Here is a 12,776-nt window from a genome sequence, read left to right on the forward strand (position 1 = left end):
GGTCCGCTTGACGTGGCGGGCCGGGCGGCGGCCCGCTCCCCAGGAGGGCGGGTCGACGGCAGACGGGATGGCTGAGCGCTTCAGGTCGGACTACTCCCTAATTCCAGTTCTCTTGCTGAACAGATCGAGCCACGTCTCGAATTCGGCAATCCTGCTCGGATCCCCATACTGCTTTCTCAGCCAGAAAGGATTGAACATCCTTGCCTTCGATGCCAAGGTTTGTTCGACGCTGTGCACAAATCGCAGGGCGCGCTCATTGATGTAGTTTTCAAGCTGGCTGAATTCGACAACCTCGATCAGGTATTTCTTGGTCTTGGTCCCATCGCTTAGATGTCGGACGACCGGAGCCCATGGGACGCGCCTAACGGACGGGCTCTCCTGGCCGATGGAGACCGTATAGACAGGACCGTTGGTTACGAGTATCGGGAAGTACAGGTGGTAGGTGGGATGTTCATCTTCGGGCTCGTAACTCGGCTTCTCCATCAGTGACACAGTGGCCTTGATCAGCGGCATGACAATGCTGTCGTAGACACTGTTGTTGTCGGCGCGCCACTTGCCGCTCTGCCTGTTCAGGCGGACGAGTTGGTTGCCCTCGAAGCCCCCTTCGAATGCTCGACCAAGAAGGGAGCCAGAATTGAGGAGAAAGGCCGCCGAGTAGGGTCCTCGGTTCCAGCCGAGTCGAAGGGGATCGAAAACCGGCACATATACGTTGTCGAACCTGTAGAGGGCCGCTTCGGGTGCGACATCTCTTCCCACTACAATGAAAGGGTTATCGGTATTCTTGCATTCAACAATAATGTCAGCGGAGACCCACGGGCATGCCATATTGCGGTCGCCTACAAAGGCTCCATAGTCGGCAACAACATCGATCTCTCGTGACTTTCCCGTATCGGGATCTGTGTAAGGGACGCTAATGCGGACGTCATCGAAGCTCGAATGCTCCTCAAAGAGGCGATAGACTCGTTGCTCAAGAAGAAATCCTGTTTGATCCAGGGCGGAAAGGATGTCCTCATTCGTCGGATCGGTGGCAGTCTTGCTATCCACTGGGAACCCCTCCGCCCGTCGCTGCGGTATTGACCGTAAATCGGTCCACAGCGGGTTGGTTGCTGTCGGCTCTTCTCCGTCATTCTTCACTACCCCGGCAGCGGTTTCTACCAACCTCGCGGCCGTTCTCTATGGAATGCCGGCCCTGCGCTGCCTCCTGAAGCGCATAGCCTGAGAGCGGTGTGGGGCACACTGGGGGCACCAGACACCGTGGAACGTCGTGAACCAGTGACCAACCATGGCAGCCCGTGACGCCGTGTGAGCAGGCATTGAGCGGCGTTGCCGCTGGTTGCGGGGTAGCGGCTCCAAGTTCCGCTTCAACGTCTGAGGACGCGGCTCCGCCTAGGCGGTGGCACGCTAAGCGCACTCCTCTACTTCGGCTGAGCAGCGGGCGTTGGCCGGCCGCCTGTCTCAGCCTCTGAGCTGCAGATACGCCATGTACAAGGCGGCGATCGCTACGACAACGCCGAGGACGGTCCAGTACGTCTGTCGCTTGGTCCACCGTACGGCTTCGTTGTCGCCTGCAGAAGCGGTGCCCGCGTGGCCGTGGACCGATTTATTCGTGGTGACGTTGATGCTATGCCGACTCCCGCCTTCTACATGCAGGTGGATGGCGTTGCTGGCGGCCTCGGTACCTGACATACCTACCTCGGCAGACTCGACCCGGATCTCGGTCAGGATCGACACAGCCGTGGTGCGAACCTGGTCGATCAAGCCGCGAAAGACTGAGGCACTTACGTTCCAGTACACATCGTCGATGTACGCGCCCGCTGAGGTTGCCTTGTTGAGGTGTGACTTGACTTCTTCGGCGCAGGGCACAGGCAAGTGCACTGATCCGGCCCAGTGCGCGTCCGCGTGAGCGGCCATGGCCTCCACCTCAGCTACGCCTGCGCGAACGTCGCAGCGACCACCCATGGCGCTCAGTTGCTCTCGAACTGACGCGGGTACGTTGTTGATCGACGTGACCTTGGCGATTCTGCCCCCGGCCCTCAGATCAGCGGCCAAACCCCCGGGGACCTTGCGATATGCCGGCGGCTCCACTTCGGCGGGGTACCCGGTCAACTCCCTCTGCGCCCACTCTCGTAGAGGAGCCGAACGGAGATCCGCACCGAGCGCAATGCACTTGCGCAGACAGTCGGGCAGGGGCGAGCCGTTCAGAAGGTCGTCCTCGATCGAATTCAGCCGCCGCTGCACCAGATCCGTCATGGCTCCATAGTGTCATTCTGGCTACCGTGGGCTGCGGCCCGGGGACGACAGCAACGCTGACAGCAACCGTCCGAGACGAGGGCAGCCGTCAGCGGCCGGTCATGGACAGCCGCCCGAGGCGGTAGACGTGAACGGACCTCGCCGAACGGAGCGCCCAGAACTTACAAGCGAGGGGTCGTGGTGAGCAGCCGGGTCGTGGGGCAAGCTGCGCTACTCGAACTCCTCGCGGAAGTAGACCGTGACTGAGTACCAGTCCCCATCGGCCGTGACCTCGTTGTGCAGGACCAGGTCTTGGACCCACACCTGTCCGAGCGCCTCGATCGAGTCGGCGACCCGACGCAGTAGGGCCGGGACGTCGCCCTGGCCCGGCCCTTCAGGATTGCTCTGCGAGAAGTGCCGCGAGGGGAAGGACTCTGTCTTCTGGGGCATCAAGGCAGTATCCAGCAGGTAGCCGCCGCCGTGGAGACCCCTGGGTGACGATCGGGCGTCCTGGCGTACCACCGAGGGAAGCCCCAAGATCAGGCCGTATCCAGGCCGTCAGAGGTGGACCAAGAGCAACGAACGTTGACCATCGACCACCAATGAACGGGCAGCTCAGGCGGCATCTTGTCCGCGTTGATCGACTATGCCCTTACCTTTCATCAATACAACGCCAAATAGTCGGGGCAAGTGGCCGCATCGACCATCCGCAGCCGCCGCAACTCCTCGTGACGCGGCTGCGACGCGGACACCATTGCCCACCCTCACGCAGAGTATTCAATCAAATTGACTTGATGTATTCTGTCGATCATGGCGTCGTCGAGTCAAACCACCCCGGCGTTCGTGCGCTTGGCCGCCCATCCGCTGAGGTGGCGACTGCTGACTGAACTCGCGGTCAGCGACTACCGAGTCCGGGAATTGGTGGCACGGACGGGTGAGTCGCAGAACCTCGTCTCCTATCACCTGCGGCTGCTACGAGACGGTGGACTGGTCACCGCCACGCGCAGCAGCTTCGACGGCCGCGACAGCTACTACCACCTGGACCTGGATCGCTGCGCGGACGCACTGGCCGATGCCGGAGCCGCGCTGCACCCGGAGCTGCACCGGGAGTCGGCGCCACGGACACCCCCGGTTGACCTGCGGCGATCTCCCCGCGTCCGCGTGCTGTTCCTGTGCACGGGCAACAGCGCTCGTTCACCGGTCGCTGAGGCGCTGCTACGCCACCGCACCGGCGGCCAGGCCGAATCGGTCAGCGCCGGCAGCCGCCCCAAGGCCCGCCTTCATCCCAACGCTGTCCGGGTCCTGCATGACGAGTTCGGCATCGACACCGCTGGGCAGCGCCCCCGGCACTTCGACACGGTGACCGGTCGCCGCTTCGACTACGTGATCAGCCTGTGTGACAAGGCCCGCGAGGTTCTTCCTGACTTCCCGGAGCATCCCCGGCGCGTGCACTGGAGCATTCCCGACCCCGCCGCTGCCGGCGACACCGACCAGGTCAGCTACCCCGCCTTCCAGCACGCCGCAGCCGACATCGACACCCGCATCAGGCACCTGCTGCCAGTCCTCAACGCAAATCGTTCATGAAGGAGGTTCAGCCGTGACAGCATCCGACCAGTACGCCAGTGTTCGCTACCTCGTTGATGACGTCCAAGCCGCCGTCGACTTCTACACCACCCATCTCGGCTTCACCCTGAACACCAGCGCCGCGCCCGCCTTCGCCGACGTGGTCCGCGGCCCGCTGCGACTGCTGCTGTCCGGGCCGGCTAGCTCCGGCGCTCGTGCCACCCCCGCCGACGCCACCACCGCCGGCCGCAACAGGATCCACCTGACCGTCGACGACCTCGACGCTGAAATCGACCGACTGCACGCCGCCGGCCTACCATTCCGCAGCGACCTGATCAGCGGCCCCGGTGGACGCCAGATCCTGCTCACCGACCCTGCCGGCAACCTCATCGAATTGTTCCAACCCGCCCACCGGCCTTCGTGAGTGACTAACCGAGTGACGACGGGAACGCACGCCCACGGACGGGCGTGGACAGCAACGGACTGTCACAAGAGGTGAGAGCGCGTCGCGGCGCAGGTTTGCGTCCGGGGCGCTTCCGCTGGCGGCGACCACCCGGGCGACGGCGGAGGCGATCCCGTCGGTCGAGGTTCAAGCTGCAACTCGTTCGTGACGTTCCGGCGGGCCCGGCACCCGAACTCCTCAGGGGGCGTGAGTGGCACGATCATCGCCGTGGAGAGCTTCAGGTCCTGGGACGGCACCGAACTGGCGTACCGAGCGGTCGGCTCCGGGCCGCCGCTGGTGTGCATCCCCGGTGGCCCCGGGCAGGCGGTGGAATACCTGGGCGAGCTGGGCGGGCTCGGCAGTCGCCGTACCCTGATCCTGCTGGACAACCGGGGCACCGGCGCGTCGCGCGTTCCCGCCGACCCCGCCACCTATCGGGTCGACCGCCTCCTCGATGACGTGGAGGCACTGCGGCAGCACCTGGGCTTCGACCGCATGGACCTCTTCGGGCACTCCGCCAGCGGCGGGACCTGCCTGCTCTACGCGGCCCGACACCCCGGGCGGCTGACCCACCTGGTGCTGGTCGCCCCGTCGTTGCGGGTGGTCGGGTTGCCCTCGGACCTCGACGTCGACAGCGTGCTGGCCCGGCGGGCGCACGAGCCGTGGCACGCAGCCGCGGTGGCGGCGCTGCACGCCGAGCCGACGACCCCGGAGGAGCAACAGCGGTACCGGTGGCAGGCGGCGCCGCTGCTGTACGGTCGCTGGAGTTCCGCGGCTCAGGCGCAGGCCGCGGCCGAGCCCGCCCAGTTCGCGTCGGCCGCCACCGACGGGTTCTACGCGGGGTTCGAACCCGACCCGGCGCTTCCCGCACGCCTGGCGGAGTTCACCGTGCCGACCCTCCTCGTGGCCGGCGAGCACGACATCTGGCCGACCGCTGCCGCGGTGCGGCAGCTCGCCGCTCTCTTCGGCAACGTCGACATGGTGACCCAGCCGGAGAGCGGCCACTTCCCCTGGGTCGACGATCCGGCGGTCTTCGCGGCGTCGGTGGAGGAGTTCCTGTCCCGGTGTCGAGCGGCCCGCTCGGGGTAGTTGCACGGTGTGGGCCACTCGGAGACCTGAACAGCTCGGAAGATGCCGGCGCCGGGCGGCGTCGGCGAAGATAAGGTGACGAGGGAAGGGGACGACGATGGCCGACGACACGCCAGTCCAGGCTCGGCGGGCCACACCCACGATCGTCGGTGTGTCAGCCGACTCTCCCGAGGAACCGCCGAGCAGCCTCGACCTGTGGGCCAAGGCCCAGGTGCTGCACCGCTGTTTCGGCGAGGACGACGGGGAGCCCCACATCATGCGCGGCCTCGACTGAGATCTGCCGCCGCGCTCAGCCCAGCCGGGCAGCGCGGGCGTGCAGGTAGCGCTGCTGGGCCAGGTTCATCGACCGGCGGGCCGCCGCCAGGTACGCCTGCCGTGCCGCCTCCGCGTCGCCGGCCAGCTCCAGCAGGTGCGCGCGGGCGGCGTACCGGCGTGGGTCCTCGGCGACCCGACGGTCGGCACCGAGCGCGTCGAGCAGCCGCAGCCCGGCCCGGGGACCGCGCGCCATGGCCACCGCCACCGCGTGGTTGAGGCGTACCACCGGGTTGTCGGCGACGGCCAGCAGCATCTCGTACAGGGCGACGATCTGCGGCCAGTCGGTGGCCTCGACGCTGGGGGCCTCGTCGTGCAGGGCGGCGATGGCGGCCTGGAGCTGGTACGGGCCCACCGCGCCCCGGGGCAGGGCGGCGTCGACGAGCCGGGTCCCCTCGGCGATCTGCTCACCCCGCCAACGGCGCCGGTCCTGCTCGGCCATCGGCACCAGCGATCCGTCCGGTCCGGTTCGCGCCGGGGTACGCGCGTCGGTGAGCAGCATCAACGCCAGCAGCCCGGCCGCCTCCGGGTCGTCGGTGAGCCGGTGCAGCAGCCGGGCCAGCCGGATCGCCTCGGCGCGCAGGTCCGTGCGGTGCAGCCGTTCCCCGGCGGTGCTCGCGTACCCCTCGTTGAAGATCAGGTAGAGGACGTGCAGCACGGCGTCGAGCCGGGTGGCCCGGTCCGCGCCGACGGGCAGCGCGAACGGCAGGCCGCTGTCGCGGATGCGCTGCTTGGCCCGGGTGATCCGCCGGGTCATGGTGGCCTCCGGCACCAGGAACGCCCGGGCCACCTCGGCGGTGCTCAGCCCGCCGACCGCGCGCAGGGTGAGCGCGATCTGGCCGGCCGGGGGCAGCGACGGATGGCAGCAGAGGAACAGCAGGATCAGCGTGTCGTCGGCGTCGTCCGACCCGTGGTCGGCCGGCGGTGCCAGCCACCGGTCCGGCGGAAGCTGGCGGGCGACGGCGTCCTCCCGTCGGCGCCGGGCCTGTTCGGCACGGAGCAGATCGGTCAGCCGACGGGAGGCGACGGTGATCAGCCACGCCTTCGGGTCGTCGGGCGGTCCGGTGCCGGGCCACCCGCGGGCGGCGGCGAGCAGCGCCTCCTGGGTGGCGTCCTCGGCGGTGTCGAAATGCCCGTACCGACGCACGAGCGCGCCGAGGACCTGCGGCGCCAGGGCGCGCAGCAGGTCCTCGACGCCGTCGGCCACCGGTCAGCCCTGGAGGTTTTCGAAGCCAGCCACGATCGGGCGCACGTCGACGTACTCGCCCTCGGCGTCCGGGTTCACGAACCGGGCGGCGATCTCGGTGGCCCGGTCGAAGCTGGCGCACTCGACCACGGTGTAGCCGGCGAGCACCTCCTGCGTCTCGGCGTACGGGCCGTCGGTGACCACGGGCGCGCCGCCGCGCAGCCGGACCCGGCGGGCGTGCACCGGGGCGGTCAGGCCCTGGGCGTCCACCAGCTCCCCGGACTCGACCAACTCCTTGTGGACCGACTCCATGTGCGCGTGCATCGCCGCGATCTGCTCGGGGCTCATCGACGGCCGGTCACCCGGTCGCCCGGCGATGGCGTCGTAGTCCTGCTGGCTGCCGTAGAGCATGATCAGATACTTCACGGTCTCTCCTCTCGGCCGGCGTCGGTCGCGCCGCTCACCCGGGACGTCGGAGCCGGGCAGCCGCCCCGGACACCAGCCTAGGGAGGTGCGCCGCCCGGGCCCTGCGGTCGCCTCCGACGGGTGCGCCACGGTCCTACCGTGGACGGCATGACGACGATTCTGATTGTGCTGGCGGTGGTCGCCGTGGCCGCGGCGGCGTTCGGGTTCGTGTCCTGGCGGGACCGGTCGCGGTCCGTCGCGGGCGAGGACCGGACGGCCGTCCGCGACGCCGAGGTCCGCCACCAGCAGCACGAGGGACAGCGCCACGCCGCCCAGGGCGACACGGTCCGCCGGAACCAGTTCAGTTCGGGTAACTGGTGACCTCGCGACCCGGGCCGCCCGTCGGACCGTCGGTGGCCGTGGCGGGGCTCGCCGGGCACCTGCGGACCGGGCTGATGCCGTAGGTCACCCAAGCCGGGTGGGCCGGGCGCCGGCCCGTACCCGGCTGGGAGGATCGGCGGGTACGCCCAGCGCGTGAAGGAGGCCCCGCTGATCAGCAAGCATCCCGCCGCCGTGCTCTTCGACATGGACGGCACCCTGGTCGACAGCGAGAAGCTGTGGGACGTCGCGTTGCAGGAGCTGGCCGCGGTCTACGGCGGCGAGCTGTCGGAGACGGCCCGCAAGGCGATCATCGGCACCAGCATGGCCGCCTCGATGCGGATCGTGCACGACGATCTCGGCCAACCGGAACGAGACCCGCAGGCCAGCGCCGAGTGGATCAACGCGCGGATCCTGGAGCTGTTCCGCACCGGGCTGCGCTGGCGGCCGGGCGCGCTGGCGCTGCTGCGGGCGGTCCGTACGGCCGGCATCCCGACCGCCCTGGTCACCTCCAGCGGCCGACCGCTGGTCGAGGTCGCCCTCGACACCCTCGGCCGGGACAGCTTCGACGCGGTGGTGTGCGGGGACGAGGTGGGCGCGGCCAAGCCGCACCCGGAGCCGTACCTGACCGCCGCCCGGCTGCTCGACGTGCCGATCGAGCGGTGCGTGGCGATCGAGGACTCGCCGACCGGGGTGGCCAGCGCCCTGGCCGCCGGGGCGGCCGTGCTGGCCGTACCGGCCGAGGTGCCGCTGCCGCCGACGGACGGCGTACACCAGTTGGAGAGCCTGACCGGGGCGGACCTGGAGCTGCTCGCGGCGCTGCTCGGCGACCCGCCGGTGTGACAGGAGGGGCCCCTTGGTCAGGGGCCCCTCCTTCATCTCACTCGTGGGCGATGGCGCCCAGCACGTTGATCCGGGCGGCCCGGATCGCCGGCAGGACCGCGGCGACCACCCCGACGATCGCGGCCAGGCCGAGCATGATCGCCATCTGGCCCCAGGGCAGGATCAGGTCCTTGATGCCCTCGTCCTTCAGGGCCCGGACCACGGCGGCGCCCAGGCCGCTGCCGACCGCGACGCCCAGCAGCGCGCCGAACACCGAGATCACCACCGCCTCGACGGTGATCATGCGCATGGTCTGCGCCCGGCGCAGCCCGATCGCCCGCAGCAGGCCCAACTCCCGGGTGCGTTCCAGCACCGACAGCGCCAGGGTGTTCACGATGCCCAGCACCGCGATCACGATGGCCAGCGCCAGCAGGATCTGGATCATCGTGAGCAGCCCGTCGAGCGAGCTGGTCTGCTGCTTGATGAAGGCGTCCCGGTCGGCCACCGACACCTCGGGGGAATCCGCGAGCAGCCGTTCCACCTGCGGCTGGACGTCCGCCACCCGGGCGCCCGGCGCGAGCTGCACGAAGCCCTGGATCGGCTGCGGGATGGCGAAGTCGCGGGCCGCCTGCGGGGGCAGCATCATCGGGTTGGTCAGCTGCGAGCTCTCGTAGATGCCGCTGACCGTGTACGTGCGGGCATCACCGCGGGACAGCTGCACGGTCACCTGGGAGCCGACGGAGAGATTCCGTGACTTCGCCGTGTCCGAGCTGACCAGCATCTGTTCCGGGGTGAGCCGGCTGATGTCGCCGGAGGAGGACTTCGCCCCGAAGATCCGCTCCAACGCGGCCACGTTGCTGGACGCCGACACCCAGGTCCGTTCCCCGTTGACCAGGGCCATGTCGCCGTACTCGCCGTCGACCAGCTGCACGCCGGGCAGCGCCGCCGCCTTGTCCAGCACCGCCGGGTCGAAGCTCGGCGGTCGCGGGCCGCTCTGCGTCCCGGCGATCACCAGTTCGGCCTTGATGGTGTCCTTCGCCAGCGCGCTGATGCTGCCCTTCGCCGAGTCCAGGATCACCGTCACGCCGGTGACCAGGGCGATGCCGACCATCAGCGCGGCGGCGGTGATCGCCGTACGGCGGGGGTTGCGCCCGGAGTTGAGCCGCCCCAGCTTGCCCGGCACCGACCAGGCGAAGATCGCCCCCAGCAGGGAGACCACCGGGCGGCTGATCAACGGGGTCAGCAGCGCCACGCCGATGAAGGCGAACAGCACCCCGCTCAGGATGGTGGCCAGGGTGTTGTCCCCCGCGTTGCCGTTGAGCCCGAGGAAGAGCAGCGCGGCGCCGACCGAGGTGACCAGCGCACCGGCCACCGTGATCCGGGTCAGCGGCCGGTCGGGGGTGGCCACGTCCTGCATCGCCGCGATCGGCGGGATCCGGGACGCGCGCAGCGCCGGCAGCACCGCCGCCACCACGGTGATCACCAGGCCGACCCCGAACGCGCCGATCACCGCCGCCGCCGGTACGCCGATCCCGGCCAGGGTGAGCCCGCCGGCGAAATTGCCGAACACCCACGCCAGCAGCGCGCCGATGCCGATGCCGGCGGCCAGGCCGAACACCGAGGCGATCAGGCCCACCGCGATGGCCTCCAGCACCACCGAGCCGATGATCTGCCGGCGGCTCGCCCCGACGGCCCGCATCAGGGCCAGCTCACGGGTCCGCTGCGCGACGATGATCGAGAAGGTGTTGAGGATCAGGAACGTGCCGACCAGCAGCGCCACCGCCGCGAAGCCGAGCAGGATCCGGTTGAAGAAGGACAGGGCCTCCTTGAAGCTCTGCGCGGCCTCGGTGGAGAGCTGCTCGCCGGTCTTGACCACGTATCCGTCACCCACGGCGGCGGCCACCGCGTCGCGCAGCGAGTCGTCGGTGACCCCGCCGGTGGCCTTGACCGTCACACTGCTGAAGGTGTTCGGCTCGCCCAGCATCAGCCGCTGCGCCGTCGGGGTGGTGAACATGATCTCGCTGCTGCCGCCGATCGAGTCGCGGCCGCCGCTGTAGCCGGTGATCCCGACGATCGTGAACTCCTGCTTCGGCTCCAGGGGGGTGAGCACCCCCACCCGGTCGCCGAGCTTCACCTTGCCGGCGGTCGCGAGCCCCTGGTTGATGACGATCTCGTCGTCGGCCCGTGGCTCGTGCCCCTCGCGCAGCTGCAACTGCTCGGACTCGCCGGTCCAGTTCTCGCCCAGCTGCGGCGGGCCGAACGAGGCGACCGCCTTGCCGTTGCTGCCGATCAGCCGGGCCCCGTCGACGGCGACCACGCCGGTGGCCGAGGCCACCCCGGGCACCTCGCGGACCTTGTCCAGCGTCGCCGCCGGGAGCGGCGGCGACGTCTGCTCGCCCTCCATCTCCGACACGGCGATCTTCGGCTTGGCCGCGACGTTGACGTCCACCCCCTGGTACGCGTCGGCGAAGATCGCGTCGAAGGTACGGCCGAGAGTGTCGGTCAGCACGAACGCGCCGGAGACGAACATCACGCCCAGCACCACCGCCAGGCCGGAGAGGATCAGCCGCAGCTTCCGGGCCAACAGGCTCTTCAGCGTTGCCCGAATCATCGGCCGTTCACCTCGGCCGGGGCGTCCAGCTTCTTCATGGTGTCCAGCACCGTGTCGGCGGTCGGCTCGATCAGCTCGGAGACGATCTGCCCGTCGGCGAGGAAGACCACCCGGTCGGCGTACGCGGCGGCGGTCGGGTCGTGGGTCACCATCACGATGGTCTGGCCGTGCTCGCGAACCGAGTTACGCAGGAAGTTGAGCACCTCCGCGCCGGAGCGGGAGTCCAGGTTTCCGGTCGGCTCGTCCGCGAAGATCACCTCGGGGCGGGCGACCAGGGCGCGGGCGCACGCCACCCGCTGCTGCTGGCCGCCGGAGAGCTGCGCCGGCCGGTGCCCCAGCCGGTCCCGCAGGCCGACCGTGTTGATCACCGTGTCGTACCAGGCCGGATCCGGTTTGCGGCCGGCGATCGACATCGGCAACAGGATGTTCTCCTGGGCGGTCAGCGTGGGCAGCAGATTGAACTGCTGGAAGATGAAGCCCACCTTGTCCCGGCGCAGCCTCGTCAGCCCGGCGTCACCGAGCCCGGTCACCGTGGTGTCGCCGACCATCACGGTGCCCCGGGTCACCGTGTCCAGACCGGCCAGGCAGTGCATCAGCGTCGACTTGCCCGAGCCGGACGGTCCCATGATCGCGGTGAACCGGCCCCGTTCGAACTCGGCGCTCACCCCCCGCAGCGCGGTGACCTGAGCCTCACCGCTGCCGTACACCTTCCACACGTCGTTCGCCCGGGCCGCGGCCTGCGCCTGCCGGCCTATCGTCGCGGTCACGTCATCTACCTCTTCCGTCTGCCTGCTGATCCGCACCGCCCCCGCTGGCCGGTGCGGCAGTTCTCATCCTCGGTGCCGCCGAGTGGGAATCCGTCCGACCCCGGGCGGAGCCGCCGCCGGAAATCACGGTGGGGGTCGACCCCGAGACCGGCTCAGGGTCCCCCCTGACCCGCCGTCGCACGGCGCCGCCGACGCTAGGACGTCACGTCACGTCGCGTCATGGTCAACCCTGCCGCGCCGCCGATGGTCACGGTAGGTGATCGGCGCCACGCGCGTACGCCGCTCAGGCGCCCGGGCGCACCAGCCCCGTCTCGTACGCCAGCACGACCGCCTGCACCCGGTCACGCAGCCCCAACTTGGTCAGCACGTGCCCGACGTGGGTCTTGATGGTGGTCTCGCTGACCGACAGCGCCCGGGCGATCTCGGCGTTGGACAGCCCGCGCGCCACCTGCACCAGCACCTCCCGCTCCCGCTCGGTCAGCGCGCTCAGCGCCCTCGGCGGGGTCGCCGCGGGGTCCGGCAGCACGTCGGCGAAGCGGTCCAGCAGCCGGCGCAGGATCCGCGGCGCCACCACCGCCTCCCCGGCGGCCACCGTACGGATCGCGGTGACCAGGTCCTCGGCCGGCACGTCCTTGGCCAGGAAGCCGCTCGCCCCCGCCCGCAGCGCGCCCACCACGTACTCGTCCAGGTCGAAGGTGGTGAGGATGAGCACCCGCACCGGCAGCCGGGCGTCCACGATCGCCCGGGTCGCCGCCACCCCGTCCATCCGGGGCATCCGGATGTCCATCAGCACCACGTCCGGCAGCAGCCGCCGGGACAGCTCCACCGCCTCCAACCCGTCCCCGGCCTCGGCGACGATGTCCAGGTCGTCCTCGGTGCCGAGCACCATCCGGAAGCCGGTACGCAGCAACGGCTGGTCGTCGGCGAGCAGAATCCGCACCGGTCGTGGGGTCGCCGTGCTGTCGGTCATCC

At 69.5% G+C, this 12,776-nt stretch carries 14 protein-coding genes; 6 read left to right on the forward strand and 8 right to left on the reverse strand.

Going from position 1 to position 12,776, the window contains the following annotated elements; all coding sequences use genetic code 11:
* Positions 1-90: 90 nt before the first annotated feature.
* The 3 genes from GA0070621_RS29440 to GA0070621_RS06665 form a co-directional block, all read right to left on the reverse strand.
* Positions 91-1,044, reverse strand: a complete 954-nt coding sequence (locus tag GA0070621_RS29440; RefSeq protein WP_157739875.1) for a hypothetical protein — start codon at positions 1,042-1,044, stop codon at positions 91-93.
* A gap of 411 nt (positions 1,045-1,455) precedes the next feature.
* Complete coding sequence (locus GA0070621_RS06660; protein ID WP_091192390.1) at positions 1,456-2,250, reverse strand: AbiTii domain-containing protein; 795 nt, start codon at positions 2,248-2,250, stop codon at positions 1,456-1,458.
* Between the two features lie 210 nt (positions 2,251-2,460).
* Positions 2,461-2,679 carry a hypothetical protein gene (locus tag GA0070621_RS06665; RefSeq protein ID WP_091202095.1) on the reverse strand — a complete coding sequence of 73 codons (219 nt, stop codon included), beginning with the start codon at positions 2,677-2,679 and terminating at the stop codon, positions 2,461-2,463.
* A gap of 360 nt (positions 2,680-3,039) precedes the next feature.
* On the opposite strand from GA0070621_RS06665, the gene GA0070621_RS06670 reads away from it, so the two are divergent.
* From GA0070621_RS06670 to GA0070621_RS31075, 4 genes are all read left to right on the forward strand, one after another.
* Positions 3,040-3,813: an arsenate reductase/protein-tyrosine-phosphatase family protein gene (locus tag GA0070621_RS06670; protein ID WP_091192391.1), complete on the forward strand. Its 774-nt coding sequence runs from the start codon at positions 3,040-3,042 to the stop codon at positions 3,811-3,813.
* Positions 3,814-3,826: 13 nt separating this feature from the next.
* Positions 3,827-4,216 carry a VOC family protein gene (locus GA0070621_RS06675; protein ID WP_091192393.1) on the forward strand — a complete coding sequence of 130 codons (390 nt, stop codon included), beginning with the start codon at positions 3,827-3,829 and terminating at the stop codon, positions 4,214-4,216.
* 246 nt (positions 4,217-4,462) lie between these two features.
* On the forward strand, positions 4,463-5,323 hold the full coding sequence (locus tag GA0070621_RS06680) for an alpha/beta fold hydrolase (RefSeq protein WP_091202097.1): 861 nt from the start codon (positions 4,463-4,465) through the stop codon (positions 5,321-5,323).
* 151 nt (positions 5,324-5,474) lie between these two features.
* Complete coding sequence (locus tag GA0070621_RS31075; RefSeq protein ID WP_269455437.1) at positions 5,475-5,597, forward strand: hypothetical protein; 123 nt, start codon at positions 5,475-5,477, stop codon at positions 5,595-5,597.
* A 15-nt stretch (positions 5,598-5,612) separates the two neighbouring features.
* Here the strand turns inward: GA0070621_RS31075 and GA0070621_RS06685 are convergent, their stop codons facing one another.
* Both GA0070621_RS06685 and GA0070621_RS06690 read right to left on the reverse strand, forming a co-directional pair.
* Positions 5,613-6,842, reverse strand: coding sequence for an RNA polymerase sigma factor (locus GA0070621_RS06685; RefSeq protein WP_091192394.1), 1,230 nt, complete (start codon positions 6,840-6,842; stop codon positions 5,613-5,615).
* A gap of 3 nt (positions 6,843-6,845) precedes the next feature.
* Entirely contained in the window at positions 6,846-7,247 is a 402-nt protein-coding gene (locus GA0070621_RS06690; RefSeq protein WP_091192395.1) for a YciI family protein, read from the reverse strand.
* A 147-nt stretch (positions 7,248-7,394) separates the two neighbouring features.
* On the opposite strand from GA0070621_RS06690, the gene GA0070621_RS06695 reads away from it, so the two are divergent.
* Both GA0070621_RS06695 and GA0070621_RS06700 read left to right on the forward strand, forming a co-directional pair.
* Positions 7,395-7,607 carry a hypothetical protein gene (locus GA0070621_RS06695; protein ID WP_157739876.1) on the forward strand — a complete coding sequence of 71 codons (213 nt, stop codon included), beginning with the start codon at positions 7,395-7,397 and terminating at the stop codon, positions 7,605-7,607.
* A 192-nt stretch (positions 7,608-7,799) separates the two neighbouring features.
* A complete protein-coding gene (locus GA0070621_RS06700; RefSeq protein WP_091202099.1) occupies positions 7,800-8,447 on the forward strand; it encodes an HAD family hydrolase in 648 nt (215 codons plus the stop codon).
* Positions 8,448-8,484: 37 nt separating this feature from the next.
* On the opposite strand, the gene GA0070621_RS06705 is transcribed toward GA0070621_RS06700, so the two are convergent.
* From GA0070621_RS06705 to GA0070621_RS06715, 3 genes are all read right to left on the reverse strand, one after another.
* Positions 8,485-11,037, reverse strand: coding sequence for an ABC transporter permease (locus GA0070621_RS06705; RefSeq protein ID WP_091192398.1), 2,553 nt, complete (start codon positions 11,035-11,037; stop codon positions 8,485-8,487).
* Positions 11,034-11,804, reverse strand: a complete 771-nt coding sequence (locus tag GA0070621_RS06710) for an ABC transporter ATP-binding protein (protein WP_091192400.1) — start codon at positions 11,802-11,804, stop codon at positions 11,034-11,036. Before GA0070621_RS06710 ends, GA0070621_RS06705 begins: the two co-directional genes overlap by 4 nt.
* Before the next feature lie 283 nt (positions 11,805-12,087).
* Positions 12,088-12,774 carry a response regulator gene (locus tag GA0070621_RS06715; RefSeq protein ID WP_091192402.1) on the reverse strand — a complete coding sequence of 229 codons (687 nt, stop codon included), beginning with the start codon at positions 12,772-12,774 and terminating at the stop codon, positions 12,088-12,090.
* Positions 12,775-12,776 lie beyond the last annotated feature (2 nt).

It is taken from the genome of Micromonospora narathiwatensis, assembly GCF_900089605.1.
In the GTDB taxonomy this organism is placed as follows: Bacteria; Actinomycetota; Actinomycetes; order Mycobacteriales; family Micromonosporaceae; genus Micromonospora; species Micromonospora narathiwatensis.

Coding starts and splice junctions, on each gene's coding strand:
- GA0070621_RS06715 (WP_091192402.1), bottom strand. CDS start 12,774: ATGACCGACAGCACGGCGACCCCACGACCGGTGCGGATTCTGCTCGCC.
- GA0070621_RS06705 (WP_091192398.1), bottom strand. CDS start 11,037: ATGATTCGGGCAACGCTGAAGAGCCTGTTGGCCCGGAAGCTGCGGCTG.
- GA0070621_RS06695 (WP_157739876.1), top strand. CDS start 7,395: ATGACGACGATTCTGATTGTGCTGGCGGTGGTCGCCGTGGCCGCGGCG.
- GA0070621_RS06665 (WP_091202095.1), bottom strand. CDS start 2,679: ATGCCCCAGAAGACAGAGTCCTTCCCCTCGCGGCACTTCTCGCAGAGC.
- GA0070621_RS06660 (WP_091192390.1), bottom strand. CDS start 2,250: ATGACGGATCTGGTGCAGCGGCGGCTGAATTCGATCGAGGACGACCTT.
- GA0070621_RS06670 (WP_091192391.1), top strand. CDS start 3,040: ATGGCGTCGTCGAGTCAAACCACCCCGGCGTTCGTGCGCTTGGCCGCC.